Source organism: Glycomyces tarimensis, from assembly GCF_054776215.1.
Genome location: NZ_BAAHCB010000021.1, coordinates 158,531 through 179,230, shown reverse-complemented (window position 1 = coordinate 179,230; position 20,700 = coordinate 158,531). Strand labels below are relative to the sequence as shown.

The 20,700-nt window shown below is 72.0% G+C and carries 19 protein-coding genes; 5 read left to right on the top strand and 14 right to left on the bottom strand.

Annotated features, from left to right (window positions below; translation table 11 throughout):
- Nucleotides 1-3: 3 nt before the first annotated feature.
- Entirely contained in the window at nt 4-1,269 is a 1,266-nt protein-coding gene (locus tag ACYVK3_RS17850) for a sensor histidine kinase (protein WP_460498678.1), read from the bottom strand.
- Nucleotides 1,270-1,380: 111 nt separating this feature from the next.
- On the opposite strand from ACYVK3_RS17850, the gene ACYVK3_RS17845 reads away from it, so the two are divergent.
- Entirely contained in the window at nt 1,381-2,184 is an 804-nt protein-coding gene (locus tag ACYVK3_RS17845) for an SDR family NAD(P)-dependent oxidoreductase (RefSeq protein WP_460498677.1), read from the top strand.
- Here ACYVK3_RS17845 and ACYVK3_RS17840 read toward each other — a convergent pair.
- From ACYVK3_RS17840 to ACYVK3_RS17810, 7 genes are read right to left on the bottom strand one after another with little or no spacing between them, the layout of a single operon-like run.
- Complete coding sequence (locus ACYVK3_RS17840) at nt 2,172-3,116, bottom strand: glycosyltransferase family 9 protein (RefSeq protein ID WP_460498734.1); 945 nt, start codon at nt 3,114-3,116, stop codon at nt 2,172-2,174. The genes ACYVK3_RS17845 and ACYVK3_RS17840 overlap by 13 nt on opposite strands.
- Nucleotides 3,107-3,787, bottom strand: a complete 681-nt coding sequence (locus tag ACYVK3_RS17835; protein WP_460498676.1) for an SDR family oxidoreductase — start codon at nt 3,785-3,787, stop codon at nt 3,107-3,109. Before ACYVK3_RS17835 ends, ACYVK3_RS17840 begins: the two co-directional genes overlap by 10 nt.
- 24 nt (nt 3,788-3,811) lie before the next feature.
- Nucleotides 3,812-5,188: a bifunctional HldE family protein gene (locus ACYVK3_RS17830; protein WP_460498675.1), complete on the bottom strand. Its 1,377-nt coding sequence runs from the start codon at nt 5,186-5,188 to the stop codon at nt 3,812-3,814.
- Nucleotides 5,185-5,775, bottom strand: coding sequence for a D-sedoheptulose-7-phosphate isomerase (locus ACYVK3_RS17825; RefSeq protein ID WP_460498674.1), 591 nt, complete (start codon nt 5,773-5,775; stop codon nt 5,185-5,187). The genes ACYVK3_RS17830 and ACYVK3_RS17825 overlap by 4 nt, the downstream gene beginning before the upstream one ends.
- A 19-nt stretch (nt 5,776-5,794) precedes the next feature.
- A complete protein-coding gene (locus ACYVK3_RS17820) occupies nt 5,795-6,817 on the bottom strand; it encodes a glycosyltransferase family 9 protein (RefSeq protein WP_460498673.1) in 1,023 nt (340 codons plus the stop codon).
- Complete coding sequence (locus ACYVK3_RS17815) at nt 6,814-8,292, bottom strand: HAD-IIIA family hydrolase (RefSeq protein WP_460498672.1); 1,479 nt, start codon at nt 8,290-8,292, stop codon at nt 6,814-6,816. Before ACYVK3_RS17815 ends, ACYVK3_RS17820 begins: the two co-directional genes overlap by 4 nt.
- The gene (locus ACYVK3_RS17810) at nt 8,289-9,914 is read right to left on the bottom strand and encodes a carbamoyltransferase family protein (RefSeq protein WP_460498671.1); all 1,626 of its coding nucleotides are present in this window, start codon (nt 9,912-9,914) and stop codon (nt 8,289-8,291) included. The genes ACYVK3_RS17815 and ACYVK3_RS17810 overlap by 4 nt, the downstream gene beginning before the upstream one ends.
- A gap of 156 nt (nt 9,915-10,070) precedes the next feature.
- Between ACYVK3_RS17810 and ACYVK3_RS17805 the strand changes: the two genes are divergently transcribed.
- Both ACYVK3_RS17805 and ACYVK3_RS17800 read left to right on the top strand, forming a co-directional pair.
- Nucleotides 10,071-10,964, top strand: coding sequence for a glycosyltransferase family 2 protein (locus tag ACYVK3_RS17805; RefSeq protein WP_460498733.1), 894 nt, complete (start codon nt 10,071-10,073; stop codon nt 10,962-10,964).
- Nucleotides 10,961-11,854, top strand: a complete 894-nt coding sequence (locus ACYVK3_RS17800) for a glycosyltransferase family 2 protein (RefSeq protein WP_460498670.1) — start codon at nt 10,961-10,963, stop codon at nt 11,852-11,854. Before ACYVK3_RS17805 ends, ACYVK3_RS17800 begins: the two co-directional genes overlap by 4 nt.
- A gap of 27 nt (nt 11,855-11,881) precedes the next feature.
- Here ACYVK3_RS17800 and ACYVK3_RS17795 read toward each other — a convergent pair whose 3' ends face one another.
- The 3 genes from ACYVK3_RS17795 to ACYVK3_RS17785 all read right to left on the bottom strand — a co-directional run bounded on the left by ACYVK3_RS17795 (nt 11,882) and on the right by ACYVK3_RS17785 (nt 14,855).
- On the bottom strand, nt 11,882-13,063 hold the full coding sequence (locus tag ACYVK3_RS17795) for a glycosyltransferase family protein (RefSeq protein ID WP_460498669.1): 1,182 nt from the start codon (nt 13,061-13,063) through the stop codon (nt 11,882-11,884).
- A gap of 19 nt (nt 13,064-13,082) precedes the next feature.
- Nucleotides 13,083-14,057: a glycosyltransferase family 1 protein gene (locus ACYVK3_RS17790; RefSeq protein ID WP_460498668.1), complete on the bottom strand. Its 975-nt coding sequence runs from the start codon at nt 14,055-14,057 to the stop codon at nt 13,083-13,085.
- Nucleotides 14,058-14,186: 129 nt separating this feature from the next.
- Entirely contained in the window at nt 14,187-14,855 is a 669-nt protein-coding gene (locus ACYVK3_RS17785) for an O-methyltransferase (protein ID WP_460498667.1), read from the bottom strand.
- Nucleotides 14,856-15,282: 427 nt separating this feature from the next.
- Between ACYVK3_RS17785 and ACYVK3_RS17780 the strand changes: the two genes are divergently transcribed.
- Nucleotides 15,283-15,717, top strand: a complete 435-nt coding sequence (locus tag ACYVK3_RS17780) for an SsgA family sporulation/cell division regulator (protein ID WP_460498666.1) — start codon at nt 15,283-15,285, stop codon at nt 15,715-15,717.
- Nucleotides 15,718-15,778: 61 nt separating this feature from the next.
- On the opposite strand, the gene ACYVK3_RS17775 is transcribed toward ACYVK3_RS17780, so the two are convergent.
- The 3 genes from ACYVK3_RS17775 to ACYVK3_RS17765 all read right to left on the bottom strand — a co-directional run bounded on the left by ACYVK3_RS17775 (nt 15,779) and on the right by ACYVK3_RS17765 (nt 20,238).
- Complete coding sequence (locus tag ACYVK3_RS17775) at nt 15,779-16,963, bottom strand: acetate/propionate family kinase (RefSeq protein ID WP_460498665.1); 1,185 nt, start codon at nt 16,961-16,963, stop codon at nt 15,779-15,781.
- A 10-nt stretch (nt 16,964-16,973) separates the two neighbouring features.
- Nucleotides 16,974-19,022: a phosphate acetyltransferase gene (pta, locus tag ACYVK3_RS17770; protein ID WP_460498664.1), complete on the bottom strand. Its 2,049-nt coding sequence runs from the start codon at nt 19,020-19,022 to the stop codon at nt 16,974-16,976.
- Nucleotides 19,023-19,098: 76 nt separating this feature from the next.
- A complete protein-coding gene (locus ACYVK3_RS17765) occupies nt 19,099-20,238 on the bottom strand; it encodes a citrate/2-methylcitrate synthase (protein ID WP_460498663.1) in 1,140 nt (379 codons plus the stop codon).
- A gap of 226 nt (nt 20,239-20,464) precedes the next feature.
- On the opposite strand from ACYVK3_RS17765, the gene ACYVK3_RS17760 reads away from it, so the two are divergent.
- Nucleotides 20,465-20,647, top strand: a complete 183-nt coding sequence (locus ACYVK3_RS17760; protein ID WP_460498662.1) for a hypothetical protein — start codon at nt 20,465-20,467, stop codon at nt 20,645-20,647.
- The last annotated feature ends 53 nt before the right edge of the window (nt 20,648-20,700 follow it).

Genomic DNA, 20,700 nt, shown 5'->3' with positions numbered 1-20,700 from the left:
GTCTCAGCTGACGGCAGTGGTGGGGATGTGCATCGACACGACGGTCGGGCCTCCGACGGGGCTGACGACGTCGAGGGAGCCGTCGAATGCCGCGAGGCGCCGGCGCACACCGTCGATGCCGCCGCCGGCGACGGCGGTGGCGCCGCCCTTGCCGTCGTCGTAGATCTCGATGAGGAGCTCGGCGTCCACGAGGCCGACGAGAACGCGGACCTTGGTGGCCTCGGCGTGCTTGGTGATGTTGGTGAGGATCTCATTGGTGGCGAAGTAAGCGGCGGCCTCCACTGGAGCGGGGAGTTTGTCGCGGAGCCGGTCGACGACGGCGACCGGCAGCGGGTGGTCGAGCGTCATCGCCTGGAGCGCGCCGGAGAAGCCGCGGTCGGCCAGGACCGGCGGGTGGATCCCGCGGACGAGCTGGCGGACCTCGTTGAGCGCCTCCGAGCAGGCCTGGCGGGCCTCGCCGACGAGCACGGCGGCGTCCTCGGGCTTCGCGTTGAGCAGCAGTTCCTCGGCCATGCCGAGGGTGAGGCCGACGGCGGCGATGCGGGCCTGCGCGCCGTCGTGGAGGTCGCGTTCGATGCGGCGCAGCTCGGCGGCGGCGTAGTCGACGGTCTGGTCGCGGGATTCGCGCAGCTCGCTGACGCGCGCGGTGAGCAGGGCGTTCGCGGTCGGGCCGAGGAGCTTCGCGCCGAGATGGGCGTACCAGCGCAGGAACAGCTCGCCCCAGCGCCACCACGCGGCGCCGCACGCGAGCGCCACGGGCACGAGCATGAGGGTCTTGCCCGGTGTGTCGAAATCGTAGATGCCGAAGTCGTTGACGATCGGCTGCGCCGGCCCGGACAGGACGGTGAGCAGCAGCAGCGGCTGCACCAGGTAGTAGACGGCGATGCCGAACACGGCCAGGTACACCAGGTGCACGAGGAAGCCGAGCGTGGCGTCGATGGCGAGCCAGGAGACGTCGCGCCAGGTCGCGGGCTCGCGGATGAGCGCGAGCGCCTGCTGGTCGAGTCGGCCCTTGACACGGGGCTTGTAAGGCGCGGGGATGGCGATGCCGAGCTGGTCGCCGATGACGCGGCGCTCGGTGTTGGCCCAGAGGCGGATCGCGAGGATCACCGCGACGGTGAACGGGATGCCGACCCAGAAGACGACGAGGGCGCCGGTCAGCACACCCGCGGCCAGCAGCGCGGCTGCGGCGAGCGTGAGCCCGAACCGGAACACGGACCAGCCGGGAAGCACGAGTCGCCGGGTGATCGAGTTGGTCAGCATTGGCATGGTCTCTCAAGGGTACCCGTGCGTTATCGCTGGTGAACGCGTCCCGCTTGGCGGCGTCGGCGCGTCGTTAGGGTGGTGTTCTGAGCGCATCGGATTCGAAGGGGGTCGCGCATGGACGACCGACCGTGGGCGCTGGTGACGGGCGCGTCGTCGGGGATCGGCAGGGAGTTCGCCAGGCAGTTGGCGGCCCGCGGCCACTCGGTGGCACTGGTGGCCCGCTCGACCGGGAAGCTCGAGGCGCTGGCGGACGAGCTGGACGCCGCGTACGGGGCCGATACGACGGTGATCTCGCAGGACCTGGCCGAGCCGGATGCGGGCGAGCGGGTGGCCTCGCTCCTGTACGAGCGCGGTGTCGAGGTCGAGGTCCTGGTCAACAACGCGGGGATCGGCAAGTTCGGCGCGTCGGTCGCGATCGACGCGGCCTTCGAGCACCAGGAGGTCATGGTCAACGTCGTGGCCCTGACCGACCTGGTCAAGCGGTATCTGCCGCCGATGACTGAGCGCGGGAGCGGCTCGATCGTGAACGTGGCGTCGATCGCGGGCTTCCAACCGCAGCCGTACATGGCGCTGTACGCCGCCACGAAGGCCTTCGTCGTCAACTACAGCCTGGGGCTGTGGGTGGAGGCGCGCGGCTCCGGCGTGAAGGTGCTGGCGGTGTGCCCAGGACCGGTCGACACGGGTTTCCCGGTGGCGAACCGGATCCGCTACAACCGGGCGCTGCTGGGCTGGATGCTCGCGGATCCGGCGAAGGTCGTCGCCCAGTCGCTGGCCGCGCTCGACAAGGACAAGGGCTACGTGGTGCCCGACCGGCGCAACTGGCCGGAGGCGCATCTGCTGCCGCGCCGACCGCGCAAGCTCGTGGCGCGAGTGGTCGGCGCGGTCCTGCGGCGCTTCTCGGACGCTCAGAACTCGTAGCCTTCCAATACCCGCCGCGAGTGGGCGAGGACCTCGTCGCGGTCGATCTCGAGCAGCCCGGGGTCGGGCAGGCGTCCGTGCGGGTCGCCGGTGCGCCCGGCCCACAGGGTGACGTGGCGCCGCCGTCCCGGCGGCGGGCCCCACAGGTTCGGCGGCGTCGGCCCGAACAGGACGACCGACGGCGTGCCGAACGCGGTGGCGAGGTGGGCGACGCCGGTGTCGCCGCAGACGACGAGGCGTGCGCCGGCGACGACCGCGGCGAGCTCGTCGAGGTCGGTGCGTCCGGCCAGAACCCGCCACGGGGCGATGTCGCCGGCGACGGCGACGGCTCTGGCCAGGCCGATCTCGGTCGGCCCGCCGGTGATGACGACCTCGTGGCCGTCGTCCTGAAGCCGGCCGGCGATCCACCCGAAGCGCTCGGCGGGCCAGCGGCGGGAGCCGGAGGCCGCGCCCGGGTGGATGACGACGGCGCCGACGTGCGGCGTGGGCCTCGGCGGCGGCGCCAGGCTCAGGTCGCTCGGGTCGGTGCCGATCCCGTGCTCTTCCAGCAGGCGGCACCAGCGTTCGACCTCGTGAAGCTCGGGCCGCCACGCCGGCCCCGGCACGTGGGGCAGCTCCTCGTGCCGGTGCGCGATGAGCGCGTTCGGCTGGAGCCGCATGAGGTCGTGCAGGCTCTCGGGCCCCTTGCCGTGCAGGTTGACCGCGAGAGCCGGCGGGTCGAGGTGCCAGCGCAGCTCTCCCAGCCCCGTCGTGGGGTGGAGCCGGTCGACGGCCTCGACGAGGTCGCAGAGCTCGCGCAGCGACTCCGGGGCCGCCAGCACGATCCGTTTGTCGGGGTAGGCCTTCCGCAGCGCCCGGAGCGCCGGGACGGCGGTGAGGAGGTCGCCGACGCCGAGGGCCCGCAGGACCAGGACGGTGTCGCTCACGGCCAGGAGGTCTCCTCCGAGCAGCAGACGGTCATCTCGCGCAGCTCGCATCCGGGGGGCTGCTCGAGCGCGAACAGGACGGCGCGGGCGACGTCGTGCGGGTCGTTGAGCTTCGCGTCCGGCGCGGGCTTGTACTGCTCGGGCCGGTCGTCGAAGAAGGCGGTGCGCATGCCGCCGGGGATGAGGAGGGTGACGCCGATGTGCCCGGCGGTCTCGGCGGCGAGCGCCCGAGTGAACCCGACGACCCCGAACTTGGAGGCGCAGTAGGCGGTGGCGTCGGAGACGGCCTTGACGCCGAGCGTGGAGGCGCAGGTGACAACCTTGCCTCGGCTCTCGGTGAGGTAGGGCAGGGCGGCGCGAACGGTCGCGGCGGTGCCGAGCAGGTTGACCCTGACGACCTGCTCCCACTCGTCGGCCGGCACCTGGTCGAGCCGCCCGCAGGCGTCGATCCCGGCGGCGGTGAACACGGCGTCGAGGCGCCCCGCCTCCTCGGCGAGCTCCCGGACCGCCTCCTGGGTGGCCTCGGTGTCGGCGAGGTCGGCCTTGCGGTAGGGCACCTTCTCGTCGGGTGCCTTGCGGTCGAGGACGAGCGGGGTGCCGCCGGCCGCCAGGATCTCGGCCACCGCGGCGGCTCCGAGTCCCGAGGCGCCGCCGGTGACGAGTACGTTGCCGATCATCGTTGCGTTCTCCGTTCCTTCGTGTCAGGCGCGTGCGCTCATCGTGGCGATGAGTTCGGTCGTGGAGTAGCCGGCGACGGTGGGCACGACGACGACTTCGCCGCCGTGGCGGAACACCGTCTGCGACTCCGGTATCGGCTGGTCGGCGTAGTCGCCGCCCTTCACCCAGATGTGGGGCCGCAGCCGGTCGAGCACCTTGGTCGGCGTCGACTCGTCGAAGACGACGACGGCGTCGACGGTGGCGAGCGCGGCCAGCAGCCGGGCGCGGTCGGCGGCGGTGAGGATCGGCCGCTCCGGGCCCTTGAGCCGCTTGATGGACTCGTCGGAGTTCAGGCACACGACGAGCGCGTCCCCCATGGCGCGGGCGCGCCGCAGGAGGCTGATGTGCCCCGGGTGGAGCAGGTCGAAGCAGCCGCCGGTGGCGACGAGGGTGCCGCCGTTGCGTCGGAGGCGCGCGGCGAGCTCGAAGGCGTCGACGGGGCCGGAATCGGGCGGCGGTTCGGACAGGGTCCGTTCGATGCCGATGGCGGCGACACCGCCGTCGGCGACGAAGCGCGAGGCGGCCTCGACGGCGTGGGCGACGGCCCGGTGGACATCGCGGCCGGTCAACAGCGAGTTCGCGGCGGCGACGCTGAACTGGTCCCCGGCACCGCAGGTGTCGACCCAGCGCTCGGCCGCGGTGGGGACGTCGGCCGGCGGCGGGATGCGCGCGGTCTGGGTCGCCGTGGCGAGTGTGGCGCCGCGGTCGCCTTCGGTGACGGCGACGGCGTGGCTGGCGAACGCGTCCCGCAGCTGCTCGGCGAGCTGCCGCGAACTGCCCGTGTCGGGCGCGAGCCGTTCGGCCTCGGCCCGGTTGGGCGTCACCAGTCGCAGGCCCGGCACCGGCGCGGGCCCGTTCGGGTGGGGGTCCCACACGATCGGGATCGACCCGGCGAGCTCGGCGAGCGCCCGGCGCAGGCCGGGGTGCTCGGCCATGCCCCGGCCGTAGTCGGCGACGAGGACGGCGTCGGCGCTCGCGAGCGTCATCGCGGCGGCCTCGCTGAGTTCGCCGCCCGGCGCGCGGCCGTCGCCGTGGTCGATGCGGGTGATGAGCTGGTCGCCGGCGCGAATGCGCATCTTGCGCACCGTGTCGCCCTCGAGCGGCATGGCGACGAGGTCGACGTGCGCCTCCAGCAGTTCACGCAGCTGCTTGCCGGCCTGGTCGTCGGCGAGCGCCGTGATCAGGCTGGTGCGCGGCGACATCCGGGCGGCCAGCCGCGCGGCCAGTCCGGCCGCGCCGGGCCGGCGGATCTCCCCCGCGGCGTCGACGACGGGGACGGGCGCCTCGGGACAGAGCCGCTTGGAACTGCCGTGGACGTCGATGTCGAGGAACGCGTCCCCGACGATGACGAGATGTCTCATGCCGCCTCCTTCGGCGCGGCCTCGATCGCTTCGTCGAAGGCCCCGCACAGGGCGTGGATGATCGCCAGGTGCGCCTCCTGGATGGTGGCGGTGGTCTCCGCGCGGACGCCGATGGCGTCGTCGGCGAGCGTGGCGAGCGGGTTCGGGGCGGGGCCGGTCAGGCCCCACACCGTCAGTCCCTCCTGGAGCCCGGCCTTGACCGCGTTGAGGACGTTGTGACTGGTGCCGCTGGTGGACAGTGCTACGAGGACGTCGCCGGGGCGGCCGTGGGCGCGCACCTGGCGCGCGAAGTACTCGTGTTCGCCGTAGTCGTTGAGGATGGCGGTCGCCGCGGACGTGTCGGCGTGCAGCGCGATCGCCGAGAACGGCGGCCGGTCGGCCTTGTACCTGCCCACGAGCTCTCCGGTCAGGTGCTGCGCTTCGGCGGCGGAGCCGCCGTTGCCGCAGGCGAGCAGCCGCCCGCCGCCGGAGAGGACGCGCGCGAGGTGCTCGCCCCAGCGGTGGACGCGGGGCGCCTCGGCGCACAGGTGGCTCATGGCGGCGCCGAGTCGCTGCCAGTGCTCTTCGGCGGTGTGCGTGGCGGTCATGGTGCCTTCCTCTCTACTCCTAGACCTCGACTCCGGTCCCGATCAGCGATTCGGCGGCGGCGAGCACCGCCCCGGGCGACACCGTTTCGAGACAGGGATGGCGCGGTACCGGACAGTTGCGCGCGCGGGTGTCGCGGCACGCTGCCGACTGGTCCCCGAGCAGGAGGAACGGCACCCCGTAGGGCTGCCATTTCTCCGCGGGGACGACCGGTGAGAAGAGACTGACGACGGGCGTGCCGACGGCCGCGGCCAGGTGGGCGGCGCCGGTGTTGGGTGCGATGACGGCGCCGGCGCCGGCCAGGACCGCGGCCAGCTCGGCGAGGCTCGTGCGTCCGCCGAGGTCGCAGGCGCGGTCGCGGGCGACGCGGGCGGTCAGGACGCTCTCGTCCTTCGCGCCGGTGACGACGACGGGATGCCCGGCCGCGGCGAGGAGGTCGACCACGGCGGCCATGCGCACGTCGGACATGCGGCGCGCGGGCGCGGTGGCGCCGGGGTGGACGACGAGGTAGTGCTCGGGCAGGTCGAGGTCCTCGATGTCGGGGAGCGGCTCGGCGACCGCGAGACGGCCGTCGTCGCCCTCGGGCAGCCGGTACCCGGCGGCCGTGGCGAGGCTCAGCGCCCGTTCGGCCTCGGGCAGGTGCTCGGGGACCCGGTGGCGCAGGTCGAGCAGCGCTCCCGGGTAGTCCTCGCTGATCGCGCCGACCCACGGGATGCCGGCGAGGCGCAGGAGCATCGCGGTCGGCAGCGGCGACTGGTGGAACGAGGTGAGGATGAGCGCGGTGTCGAAGCGGCGGCGTTCGATCTCGGTCCGGATCGCCTCGATCTCGTCGCGTTCGACCGGCGCGGGCTCCGGGTCGATCCACGGCGCGCACCAGGTGAGCACCTCGTCGACGCCGGGCAGCAGCTCGGCCGCGGCGGCGCCCCGCGGCCCGGCGAGGACGGTGACGGACTCGGCGGAGGCGGCCACGGCTCGAATGCACGGCCCGGCCAGCAGGACGTCGCCGAGATTGTCCTGCCTGACGATGAGCGCCCGTCCGGTCATACGATGTCCCCCAGAGCGAGATTGACGGCTTCGCACAGGTCCCGGGCGACCTCGCCGCGGCGTCGCGCCAGGGCGATCTCCTCGGGCCGCGTGGTCTTGGTGGGAACGAGGATCGCGCGCGCGCCGGCCGCGAGCGCGGCCTCGACGTCCGCGCCGATGTCGCCGATGACGACGCACCGCTTCGGCTTCGCGCCGAGATGGGCGGCGGCGGCCTTGACGAGTCCGGGCGCGGGCTTGCGGCACTCGCACCCGTCCTCGTCGGTGTGCGGGCAGACCTGCCAGGTGTCGAAGGGGCCGAGGAAGTCGTCGACGCGGCGGTTGACGGCCTCCAGCCGTTCCTCCGAGATGTAGCCCCGGCCGACGCCGGACTGGTTCGAGATGACGCCGACCGGCACGTTGGCGGCGCGCAGCCGCCGCAGTGCGATCTCGGCGCCGGGCATGGGGCGGACCTTTTCGGGGTCGTCGTTGTACGGAACGTCGGCGATGAGCGTGTCGTCGCGGTCGAACAGGACCGCGTCGGGCGTCGGCGCGGGCCGGTGCCGGATGGTGCCGACCGTGTTCCAGAAGACCGCGGCGGGCGGGATGAGGACGCTGGAGACGGCCATGTCGGCGATCTCGGCGGGGGTGCGCGGCCCCGGCTCGATGCGCTCGACGGCGAAGGCGGCGGTCCGCCCCGCCCACGCGGCGGCGGCGTGCCCGGCCCAGGGGCGGCGTCGCAGTCCTCCGGCGATCGCCGCGGCGCCGAGTCCGGTGGTGGCGAGGTAGCTGAGGAACCTGGCGGGCCGTTCCCCGGCGCGCTGGCGCCAGGTGAAGCCGTGCTTGGCGCGCATGAGCGCGTTGTCGGCGTTGCCGGCCTGGTCGCGGACGCTCGCGAGGAAGCCGCGCGGGCGCGCCGGGTGCCGCGTGAGGCGCTCGCCGGTGCTGATGCGCCAGCCGGCGTCCACGACGCGCAGTGCCAGGTCGGTGTCCTCGCGGAAAGCACGCTTGAACCGCTCGTCGAATCCGGAGACGGCCTGGAGCACCTCGCGCCGGTAGGCCATGTCCGCGGTGATCCAGCGCGCGTCGGCGAGTCCGGCGGTGTGCCGCTCATTGTCGGTCGGGTTTCGGTCCTCCGGCGCGGGCACCTCGATGCGCCCCTGGGAGGCCGCGTCGTCGTCGTCGAGGCCCTCGAGGTCGGCCTCGAGTTCGGCGAACCAGTGCTGGGAGGGGATGACGTCGTCGTCGAGGAACGCCACCCATTCGGTGTCCGAGGCCCGCCAGCCGAGATTGCGCGCGGCGGCCGGGCCGCGGCCGTAGGAGCGCAGCGTCCCGCATGTGAACGGCAGTTCCGGCAGGTCGAGCCGGTCGGGCCGGGGCCGGTCGTCGACGACGATGAGCCGCCTCGGTTTCGGGCCTTCGGCGGCGGCGAGCGCGAGCAGGAGCGTCCGCAGGCTCGGCCTGGCGAGCGTGGGGACGACGACGGTGACGGTGCTCATCGGCGCCTCACCGCGAACGGGCCGATGGCGAGCAGGTCGATCGGCGCGGAGCCGAAGCATTCGAGGGCGTCGCGCGGGTGGTCGACCATGGGACGCCCGGCGGTGTTGAAACTGGTGTTGACCACGGCCGGCAGCCCGGTGCGGCGCTCGAAGTCGGCGAGCATCGACGCCAGGAGCGGCTGGTCGGCGCGGTCGACGGTCTGGATGCGCGCGGTGCCGTCCACGTGGGTGACGGCCGGCAGGCGGTCGCGCCAGGCCGGGTCGACGTCGTGGACGAACAGCATGTACGGCGAGGGGATCGGGCCGCGACCGAACACCTCGGCGGCGCGCTCGGCGAGGACCATCGGCGCGACGGGCCGGAACGACTCGCGGCCCTTGACGGCGTTGAGGCGTTCGAGGTTGTCGTCGTGGCCGGGGTGCGCCATCAGCGAGCGCTGCCCGAGCGCGCGCGGCCCGAACTCGCTGCGGCCCTGGAACCAGCCGACGACGGCGTTGTCGGCGAGGGCGGCCGCGACTTCGGCGGCGAGGTCGTCGGGGCGCTCGTACGGGACGGCCGCGCGTATGAGCTCGGCCTCGATCTCGGCGTCGTCCCAGCCGCGTCCGAGCGCCGCGGAGCGCATCGGTGCGGGCGTGTCGCCGAGTTCGGAGGCGACGTGGAGCGCGGCGCCGAGTGCGGTGCCGGAGTCACCGGAGGCCGGCTGCACCCACACGTTGTCGAACGGTCCTTCGTCGTGGATGCGGGTGTTGGCGACGCAGTTCAGGGCGACCCCGCCAGCGAGGGCGAGGTTGCTCAGACCGGTGCGCCGGTGCGTCCAGCGGGCGAGGTCGAGCAGGACGTCCTCGACGCGGCGCTGGACGCTCGCGGCGAGGTCGGCGTGCGCGCTGGTCGGCTCCTCGTCCGGCCCGCGGCGCGGCGCGAGCAGGTTCCAGTCGATCGGCTCGGTGCGGAAGCCGCCGTCGCCGGTGGCGTAGACGGCCTCGGACAGCTCGGGCAGGAACCGGGGCGTGCCGTAGGAGGCGAGCGCCATGACTTTGTACTCGTCGCTGGAGCGCGCGAATCCCAGGTGCACGGTGGCGTCCTCGTACAGCAGGCCGAGCGAGTGCGGCAGCTCCTGGGTGGCCAGTTCGACGAGTTTGCCGTCGATGTACTGGCCCGCGAGATACGAGGTGCGCTCCCCGCGGCCGTCGGCGACGATGACGGCGGTGTCCTCGAACGGCGCGGCGGGCGCCGCCGAGGCCGCGTGCGCCACGTGGTGGCGCACGAAGACGACTTTGGAGGGGTCGATGCCCGGCAAAGCGGTGCGCATGAACAGCGGCGCCCGCCTGGCGTAGGTGGTGCGCAGCTCCTCCCACTCCGGGTCGAGACCGCCGCCGTCGTGGTCGACCTGTTCGGGATCGTAGGAGTAGGCGACGGCGTCGAGGTCCTCCGGGCCGATCCCGCCCTCGGCCAGGCACCAGGCCATCGCCTGCTCAGGCAGTTCCCAGGCGCTGAAGGGCACCGGTCGTTTGGCGTGCTTGCGGCGGCTGAACCGCTCCTCTTCCGCCGCCGCGACGGTCTCGCCGTCGACGACCAGAGCGGCCGACGAGTCGTGGAAGATCGCGTTGACACCCAGAATCTTCACTCCATGCCCCCCAGCTCGGTTTATTCGGACGCGCGGACGGCGCGTCTCAGTACGCCATAGCTACCCTCTGTCTTTACTCGTAAACATGAGCCAGGTGAGAGCCGTTATAGTGATCCCGCAGGTGTGCGCGTTGGAAGCGCGGGGTACCCCGTCGGCATGTTCGACGAGCGGACCAGTGTAGTCATAGCGACGAGAAATCGGGCGACCGAACTCAAGCACACCATTGTGGAGCTTCTTGCCCTCGACCCGACGCCTCGGGTGATCGTGGTCGACAACGCCTCCACCGATTCGACGGGCCCCGAGATGCGCGCCTTGGCCGCCGGGTGCCCGTTGCTCGACTACATCCGGCTGCGCACCAACCAGGGCTCGGTCGCCAGGAACGTCGGGGTGCGCGCCGCGACGACCCCGTATGTGGCCTTCAGCGACGACGACTCGTGGTGGGAGCGCCGGGCGCTGCCGAGGGCGGCGGATCTGCTCGACGCCCATCCGCGCCTGAGCCTGGTGGCCGCGGCGACGCTCGTCGGCGACGAAGGCAGGCCCGATCCGCTGAACAAGGAGATGGCCGACAGCCCGCTGGGCACGCCGCCGGACATGCCGGGCCCGGCGGTCTTGGGGTTCCTGGCCTGCGCCTCCGTCGTCCGACGCTCGGCGTTCCTCGAGGTCGGCGGCTTCAGCGCCCTGCTGCGCTTCGCCGGCGAGGAGCAACTGCTCGCCTACGATCTCACCGCCCGCGGCTGGGGTCTGAGCTTCGCCGAGGACGTCATCGCCCGACACCGGCCCTCGAACCTGCGTCCCGCCTCGTCCTGGCGGCGGGCCCGCGAAATGCGCAACCAGGCCCTCACCTCGTGGATGCGCCGTCCGCTCGCCGTGGGCATGCGCGACACCAAGCCGCTCGCGGCAGCGGCGCTGCGCGACAAGAGCGCCGCGGGAGCCTTCGCCGGTCTGCTCGCCCGCCTCCCGGCGGCCCTGCTCTCCCGCCGACGCCTGCCCGCTCACGTCGAGGACGCGATCGGCCTGCTCGAGGCACCGCAGAAGGAGCAGCACCGATGAGCGGCGGGCGCGTCACGGTCGCCGTCATCACTCGCGACCGCCGCACCGAACTGGAGCGGACCCTCTCCCACATGACGGGCCTGCCCGACGCGGCGCCCGTCATCGTCGTGGACAACGCCTCCAGCGACGGCACCGCCTCCGCGGTGCGCACCAAGTTCCCGCAGGTCGAGCTCGTCCGATCCGAGCGGAATCTGGGCGCGATCGGCCGCAACATCGCCGTCGGCCTCGCCCGGACGCCGTACGTGGCGTTCTGCGACGACGACACGCGATGGGAGCCCGGCTCGCTCACCCGCGCCGCCGAGCTGCTCGACGCCCACCCCTCGGTCGCGAGCATCACCGGACGGTGCCTGGTCGAGCCGGGCCTGGAGGAGGACCCGATCACGCCGGAGCTGCGCGAGTCGCCGGTGCCGGGCCCCGCATGGCTTCCCGGCCGGCCGCTCATGGGCGTCCTCGCCGGGATCACGATGTTCCGAGTCGAGGCGTTCGAGCAGGTCGGCGGGTTCGACCGGCGCATGTGGTTCAGCGGCGAGGAGGAACTGCTCGCGCTCGACCTGGCCGCGGCGGGCTGGTGGATGTGCTGGGCCGAGGACGTCGTCGTGCGGCATCATCCCTCGCGGCAGCGCGACAGCTCGGGCCGCCGCCGGCTCGGCATCCGCAATACGCTGTGGACCCAGTGGCTTCGCCGCCCCGCCCGGAGCGCCATGCGCCGCAGCCTGGAGGTCCTGCGATCCTCGCCCGCGGACGCGGTCACGGCCGGGGCCGTGCTCGACGCCGTCCGCGGCGCGCCGTGGGTGCTGCGCCGACGCCGCGTCCTCCCGCCGAGCCTCGAGGCGTCGCTGCTGCTCCTGGAAGGACCGCAGCGCGCCTCCAAGGCGCGACGCTACATCTAAGGCCGTGTCCAGGTGGCCCGACCGTTCTTAGGCGGCGGCCTGCTCGTAGGCCTTGATCGACTCGGCGGCGATGGCGTCCCACGAGTAGAGCGCGGTCGCGCGCAGCCGCCCGGCCTGCCCGGTGCGGCGGCCCAGATCGGAGTCCTCGAGATAGGGCCGGATCGCCTCGGCGACGGCCTCGGGAGTCGGCTCGGGGACGAGCGTGCCGGTGACGCCGTCCTCGACGCTGTCCTTCATGCCGCCGACCGCGCTGGCCACGACCGGGACGCCGCAGGCCATCGCCTCGAGCGGCACGATCCCGAACGGCTCGTACCAGGGCGTGCAGACCACGACGTCCGCCGCGCGCAGCTGCGCCGGCATCACCTCGTGCGGAACGCGCCCCGGCATGATCACGCGCTCGGAGACGCCGGCGTCGGCGGCGAGCCGGCGCAGCCGTTGCGCCTCCGGGTCGTCCAGCACCGGCCCCTCGGCCGGTCCCCCGGCGATGACGAGTTCGGCGTCCGGCAGGTGGACGAGCGCCTGGACGGTCGTGTCGATGCCCTTGCGCTTGACCAGTCGCCCGGCGGTGAGGACGCGGTGGCGGCCGAAGCGCTCGGCGGTCGGCCCGACGGGGTTGAAGTGCTCGAGGTCGACGCCGCAGGGGATGACCGCGACCTTGTCGGGCGGCACGTCCATCTGCGCGAGCTCGTCGACCTCGTCCCGGCAGGTGGCGATCACGCCGGCGCAGCGCACGCCGATCTCGCGTTCGAGCTCGATGCGGCTCGGCGGGCTCGTGTCCGCCTCGCCCTGGTGGCGCCGCTTGACGGTGCCCAGCGCGTGGTAGGTCTGCACGACCGGAAGACCGCGCTCCTCGGCCGCCCGCAGCGACGCCAGGCCCGACATCCAGAAGTGGGCGTGGACGATGTCGGGCGGCTCGGCGTCCCATGCGGCGCGCAGCCGGTCGCCGAACTCACGCATGTGCGGCAGCAGGTCGTCCTTCGCTAGGCGCTCGGGCGGGCCGGCGTCGACGTGGACGACCGCGTACCCGTCCGGCGCATCGAGGCGCTCCTTCAGATCCGGCCGGTCCCTGCGGGTGTACACCGTGACCTCGTGGCCCTGCCTGATCAGCGCCGCGGCCAGCTGCGCGACGTGGACGTTCTGCCCTCCGGCGTCCTCCCCGCCCATGTCGGCGAGCGGGCTGGCGTGCTCGGAAACCATCGCGATCTTCATGTTGCCTCCTCGATCGGTGTCAGGCGGCGGCCCACGCCAGCAGCGCGTCCCACCGTGCCAGGTACTGGCCGAGACCGAAGTTGGCCAGCGCGTACTCGCGCGCCGCCGCCCCGGCCGCGACGGCGAGGTCTCGGTCCTCCATGAGCGCCTCGACGCGCGCCACCAGGGTCGGCAGGTGCGCCGAGACCGCCCCGATCTCAGGTGGGAGGGTCGCTGCCGCGGTGCTCGCCACGACCGCCACCGGCATCGCCAGGTGCATCGCCTCGATCAGCGAGAGCCCGAGCGAGGTCCAGCGGGCCGGATGGAGGTAGACGCGGCGCCGGGCCATGGCCCCGTGCAGCTCGTCGAGTTCCAGGTCGGGGCCGCCGAGGAGCTCGTGCCGCGAGGGTCCCGCCTCGATCCGCATCTGCGCGGCCTTGATCCCGAAGACGTCGACCGGCGCGGCGGCGCAGAACTCGGGCAGCAGGTCGCCCCCCGCGGCCCGGCCGCGGCGGATCGGCTCGTTGATGACCGCGACGGCGCGCTCGAGCTCGCCGGTGTACCGCGGCCCGGGGTCGACGACGCCGTGGTCGATGACGGTGGTCGGGGCGGCGCCGCAGTCCCACATGAGGCGGTTGAAGTCGGTGACGTGGACGATGGTGATGTCCTCGCGGTCGGCCAGGACGTGCCGGGTGGTGGCCGCGGCCTCGTGCGGCGCGTTGTGCTCGACGTAGACGGCGGGGACGTCGACGCCGGGCTTGCGGCCCAGCCAGCGCTCGGCGAGTTCGATCTCGTCGGGCCGCTGGAGCACCACCACGTCGACGTCGGTGTCTCTCAGCTGCGTCGCCTGCACCTCGATCGCGTTCCGGGGCCAGGCGCGCCCGGCCCGGCCCAGGCCCCACGGGCCGCGTTCGGGCAGCGTGGGCAGCAGGTAATCGTGTCCGCCTTGGACGAAGGAGTTCTGCCACGAGCCGTGGACGTGCCAGGACAGCACCCGGAGCCGATCGGCGCTCATGGCGCGCCGTCCGTTCGCGGACGGGCGCGGCGCTCGGCGACGGGCCGATTGATCAATCTGCTGGTACTTCGCACCCCCGGTCTTTACCCAGAAGTGGGTGGCGTCAATCTTCGCCGAGGGCGCTTACCGTCACTCCAGTACGCGGGCGATCGAGATCCCGTCGTAGCCCTTGGCGCCGACGGTCTGCACGACGGTGCCCTCCAGTCGCGGGTCCGCCCCCACCGCCTCGAGGTAGGCGCGCACGCCCTGGACGTTGGTGTCGCGACTGAGCTCGTCGGCGACCGCGCCGCCGCGCACCACGTTGTCGGCCACGATGATCGCGCCCGGTCGCGTGAGTTTGAGCGACCAGTCGAGGTAGGCGGGATATCCGGCCTTGTCGGCGTCGATGAAGACCATGTCGAACGGTTCGGGGTTCTCGGCGGCGAGCTTCGGCAGGCTCTCGGAGGCGAGTCCGACCCGGATCTCGACGGTGCCGACCAGGCCCGCCCGCGCGATGTTGCCGCTGGCGACCTCGGCGTGCCTCGGGCTCGCCTCCATGCTGATGAGGTGGCCGCCCTCGGGCAGCGCCCTGGCCATCCAGATGGCGCTGTAGCCGCCGAGCGTCCCGATCTCGAGCACGCGCTTGGCGCCCTGCATCTTCGCGAGGAGGTAGAGGAGCTTGCCCTGGGGGGCGGACACCTGGATCGGCGGGAGTCCGGCCCGGTCGCTGGAGGCGACGGCCTCGGTGAGGGCGTCGTCTTCTCCGATGAGGAGCGTGCCGAGGAATTCGTCGACTTCGGTCCACTGCGATTGGCCCATGGTGCTCCCCCTTCGCGGAGTCCGAACGCTATGGGGAAACGCTATCACCCGCCTGCGAAGCGGGCCAGTGCGAATCGTTCGGCCTCGCGGGGCCATTGCGCTCGCCTGGCGGCGGCCGTACCACTCCCGGGGCGGAAAATCATGGTTTCGAAGGGGACCGGAAATGGTACCCCTAAAGCATGAACAGCGCTGTTGTAATTACGACATTGACGCCGATCGTGCGGTGGTCATTTGTAGGTTTTTGCCCCCGAATCGCCAGAACGCGCCGCGATCGGTCTTGCGGATCGTCGTACGGCGCAAGGGCTTGAATGATAGACCTGAATCACGACATGTTCGCCGCCACGATTCCGGATCGACGCCGGGCCGCGGTGGGCGGGACGGCCGGTCGGCTTCGGGGGGAGACGGCCGCACACTGGGGGGTATCGCTATGAGCATGGCACGATCGGCGACGGTCGACATCGGCACCACCATGCGACTCGTCGCGCCCGACTTCGCGACCGTGAGCGTACGCGCGAGCCTTCGCTACGACCCGGAGGACCCGTACGCCGTCAGCGTCATGTTCCACCCCGACGGATCCGATGCCGACCAGGTGGCGTGGTCGTTCTCGCGGGAGCTGCTCGCGAAGGGACTCGAGGAGCCCACCGGGATCGGGGACGTGCGCGTCTGGCCGTGGACCACGCCGAGGGGCGAGTCGGTGGCGCTGGCGCTGTCCTCGCCGGACGGGAACGCGCTGTTCGAGATCAACCGCGGCGTGGTGCAGCGGTTCCTCAGGAGGGCGTACAGCCTGGTGCCGCGGGGACGCGAGCCCGGGCACGTGGACATGGACACGGCGTTGACGAAGCTCTTGGCCGGGGGCGTTTGAAGGCGTCGGTCTGCAGACGTAGGACGGCAGGGGCGGGCGAGTGCCCGCCCTGCTTCGTGTCTCAGGACCGCAGCAGGGCCGCGGTCTGGCTGGCGATCTCGCCTTCTTCGTCGGTGGGGATGACCATCGCGGTGATCAGGGAGTCGGAGGTCGAGATGATCGGCCCGCCGGCCTGGTTGGCGGCCTCGTCGAGCCGGACACCGAGGGCCGTCAGCGACTGGAGCGACCGGGCCCGCACTTCGGCGCTGTTCTCCCCCACCCCGGCGGTGAACGCGATGGCGTCGGCGCCGCCGAGCGCGGCGAAGTAGGCGCCGATGTACTTCCGGATCCGGTAGCAGTAGATCTCCAGGGCGTCCTCGGCGGCCTCCTCGCCGTCGGCGGCGGCCTCCACGATGCCGCGCATGTCGATCATGCCGGTCATGGCGAGCATCCCGGACCGCTTGTTGAGCGCGTCGTCGAGGTCCTCGAAGGAGGCGCCGGTGCGTCGATGCATGTGGAAGATGATCGCCGGGTCGATGTCGCCCGAGCGCGTCCCCATGACCAGCCCTTCGAGGGGCGTCAGGCCCATCGAGGTGTCGATGGAGCGGCCGCGCTCGACGGCCGTGATCGACGCGCCGTTGCCGAGGTGGGCGACGATGACGTTGACTTCCTTGGGATGCCTGCCGAGCATCTCGGCGGCCTTGCGGGAGACGTAGGCGTGCGAGGTGCCGTGGAAGCCGTATCGGCGCACGCCGTGGCGCTCGCGCCACTCGTCCGGGACGGCGTAGAGGTGGGCGCGCTCGGGCACGGTGGCATGGAAGGCCGTGTCGAACACCGCGACCTGAGGGAGCTTGGGGAACAGCTTGCGCGCCACCTGGATGCCCTCGAGGTTCGCGGGATTGTGCAGCGGCGCGAGCGCGACCAGCTCCCCGATCGCGGCTTCCACCTCGTCGTCGACCACGACCGGCTGCACGAAGCGGTCGCCGCCGTGGACGACGCGGTGGGCGACGGCGATGAGCCCGGCTCGGGAGAGCGGCAGGCCGGACTCGTCGAACGCGGTGACCATGGCCTCGAGGCCGGCGGCGTGATTCGGCAGCTGCTCGTTCCAGGTCCGCTCGCCGTCCGGCGTCCGGTGCGTCATGACCGACTCGGACTGTCCGATTCGCTCGATGAGCCCCGAGATGGACGCCTCGCGGGTGTCGCCGTCGACGAGCTGGTACTTGATCGACGACGATCCGGAGTTGATCACCAGGACCGGTGCGCTCATTGCGGTTCCTCTACTCTGCTTGGATCGCGGTCAGTGCGACGGTGTTGACGATGTCGGGCACGGTGGCGCCCCGCGACAGGTCGTTGACGGGCTTGCGGAGCCCCTGGAGGACCGGGCCGACGGCGATCGCACCGGCCGAACGCTGCACGGCCTTGTACAGGTTGTTGCCGGTGTTGAGGTCGGGGACGATGAAGACCGTCGCCTTGCCCGCCACCTCGGACCCGGGCATCTTGGTGCCCGCGACTCCGGCGTCGGCGGCGGCGTCGTACTGGATCGGGCCCTCGACCGGCAGCCCGGGCCGGCGGGAGCGGACGATCTCGGTGGCCTCCCGGACCTTTTCGACCGCTTCGCCGTGGCCCGAGGTGCCGGTGGAGTAGGACAGCATCGCCACGCGCGGTTCCACGCCGAACTCGGCGGCGGTGTCAGCCGAGGATAGCGCGATGTCGGCGAGCTCACCGGCGTCGGGGTTCGGATTGACGGCGCAGTCGCCGTAGACGAGGACGCGGTCGGCCAGGCACATGAAGAACACCGAGGAGACGACGGCGACTTCGGGCTTGGTCTTGATGATCTCGAAGGACGGCCGGATCGTGTGGGCCGTGGTGTGGACGGCGCCGGACACCATGCCGTCGGCCATTCCGGTGTGGACCATCATGGTGCCGAAGTAGGAGACGTCGGCGACGGTGTCGTAGGCGGCCTCGGCGGTGACGCCCTTGTGGGCGCGCAGCTTCGCGTACTCCTCGGCGAAGCGCTCGCGGATCTCGTGGTCGCCGGGGTTGAGGATGGCGGTCTTGCCGATGTCGACGCCCAGTTGCGCGGCCTGCGAACGGATCTCGGACTCCTCGCCCAGGAGCGTCAGCCTGGCGACGTCGCGGCGGATGAGGATCTCGGCGGCCTTGAGGATGCGCGGCTCGGCGCCCTCGGGCAGCACGATGTGCTTGTCGAGGGCCTTGGCGCGGGCGAGCATCGAGTGCTCGAACATGATCGGGGTGACGACCGTGGGCTGGGCGAGCCGCAGCCGGTCGAGCAGCTCGTCCCCGTCGACGCCCGCGGCGAAGCCCTCCAGCGCCAGCGCCTTCTTGCGCTCCCCGCCGGCGGCGAGGGAGCCGGTGACGTCGCCGACCAGGTTGGCCATGTCGAAGGTGTCGTGGCCGACCAGCGCGATCGGCAGCCGCGAGTCGAGTCCGGCGACGATGCTGAGGACTTGGGGTTCGGGCCGGATGCCGCCGGTGAGGAACACCGCCGACAGGCTCGGGGCGCCCTCGGCCTGGTGGGCGGCGAGGAGTCCGAGCAGGACTCCGGAACGGTCCCCGGGGAGGATGACGGCCTTGTCGTCGGCCAGGCGCAGCAGCAGGTTGGGGAGGGTCATGGCGGCGACGACCACGTCGCCGACGGTGCGGGTGAGGACCTCGGGGTCGCCGGAGACGAGGGTGGCGTCGGCGGCCTCGACGAGCTCGGCGACGGTGGGGGCGTTCAGCGCCGGGCTCTCGGCGATGACGCCGGTGCCGGGGTGCGCGGCGCGGACGGCGTCCACGTCGGCGGGCTCGACGCGGTTGACGACGGTGCCCACGACGGTGGCGTGGGCGGACTCGGCCTCCTGGACGCCGAAGCGGAGCGCCGCGTCGATGTCGGCGGGGGTCTGCCGGTAGCCGGTGATGATGAGGAGCATCGGGGCCGCGAGGTTGACCGCGACGCGGGTGTTGAAGGTGAACTCGACCGAGGCCGCCACATCGGAGTAGTCGCTGCCGACCACGAGGACGACCTCGTGCTCGTCGGCCAGGGCGTGGTAGCGCTCGACGATCCGCCCGAGCGCCGTGTCGGCGTCGTCGCGGACGTCGGTGTAGGTGACGCCGACGCTGCTCTCGTACGGGGCGGGGAGCCGGTAGTGGTCGCGCAGGAGGGTGATGACGGGGTCGCCCGAGGAGGTGTGCCCGTCGCGGACGATCGGCCGGTAGACGGCCACCGAGCCGGCGCGCTTGGTGAGGAGGTCCATGACGCCGAACGCGACGGCCGACTTGCCGCTGTTCGCGTCCAGGCTGGCGAGATACAGACTTTGAGCCACGTAGTCAACGCTATCCATCGCGGGAGCGCCGCGCAGTGGATCTGCGCGGCGACTCACCTGTGACCTTGCGTGCAGCTTAAGGGTGGACGACGGGGACCGGTTGCGGCGGCGGGGCGCCGACGTAGCGGGCGCGCGGGCGGATGATCTTCGAGTCGTGGGCCTGCTCAAGGATGTTCGCGCTCCAGCCGACGACACGGCTGGTGGTGAAGGTCGGCGTGAACATGGGGCGGGGGACCCCGGCGAGCTCCATGACGACTCCGGCGTAGAACTCCACGTTGGTGTAGAGCTTGCGACCGGGTTTGACCTCCGCGAGGATCTCGACGACGCGGCGCTCGACGGTCTTGGCGAAGTCGACGATGTCGCCGTCGAGTTGTTCGGCGACGTCGCGAAGGTGGTTCGAGCGCGGGTCGTCGGTCTTGTAGACGGCGTGGCCGAAGCCCATGATGCGGCGCCCGGCCTCGAGCTCGGTGCGGATCCAGTTGTCGATGTTGTCGACCGAGCCGATGCCGTCGAGTGCGTCGAGGGCGCGCGAGGGGGCGCCGCCGTGGAGCGGGCCGGAGAGCGCGCCGACCGCACCCACAAGGGCCGCACCGAGGTCGGCGCCGGTGGACGCGATGACGCGGCTGGTGAAGGTGGAGGCGTTGAAGCCGTGGTCGATGGTGAGGATGAGGTAGTGCTCGATGGCGCGCGCGTTGGCTTCGGAGGGGACCTCGCCGGTCATCATGTACAGGTAGTTGGCGGCGTAGCCGAGGTCGTCACGCGGCTGGAGCGGCTCGGCGCCCTGGCTGAGCCTCCACAGTGCGGTGAGGATGGCCGGCGTTACGGCGCAGGCGAAGAGAGCGTCGTCGCGGCGCGCCTCGTCGTCGATGTCGAGCATCGGGCTCATGGGGCGGGCGGCGCAGGCGGCCGAGAGGGCGGTGCGCAGACCGTCGAGCGGCGAGGAGCCCTTCAGGTGCGGCAGGAGGTCGAGCAGTTCGGGACTGAGCTTGCGGTAGGGGGCGACGGCGGCCTTGAACGCGGCCAGTTGGTCGTCGTCGGGGAGTTCGCCGTGGATCATGAGGTGCCAGACCTGCTCGAAGGAGCAGCGCTCGGCGAGCTCGACGGCGTTGTACTGGCGGTAGTGGTAGAAGCCCTCTTCGCCTCGGACGTCGCCGATCTCGGTGTCGGCGACGATGACGCGGTCGAGGCCTCGGGGAACTTCGATGAATTCGGTCATTGGGTCCTCCCGACCATGGCGACTTGCGAGCCTGGCACTCGTGACGACGCCTTCGAGTCATACATGTACACAGTCCATTGCGGGACCGGTGCTTGGGGCCGAAGACTAGTGCCACCGGCGCCGAGCGGCGCCGCGGCGGTGGGGATCTGTGTCACCTCTCATGCGATACCGGCCTCTCTGGCACGATATCAACAGACGGTAGCCCCCTGATCTGATTGGTGTCCGCATGAACGAAGATTTGAGTGCCGCTCCCGGTGTGGCGGTTGGGATCCTGCTCATCATCGCAGCGGTCATGTGGTTCTCCCCCGGGGCGCGTCACAAGTTCCGCAAGGCGACGCTGTGGCTGGTGATCGTGGCGGTCGCCATGATCATCGTCTTCGGCTACCTGGGAGCCGGCGGGCGGAGCTGAAGCCGTAGGGCGGCGTTCGCGCCGCTCAGGCCCGGGTTTTCTGGTGTCTCGGA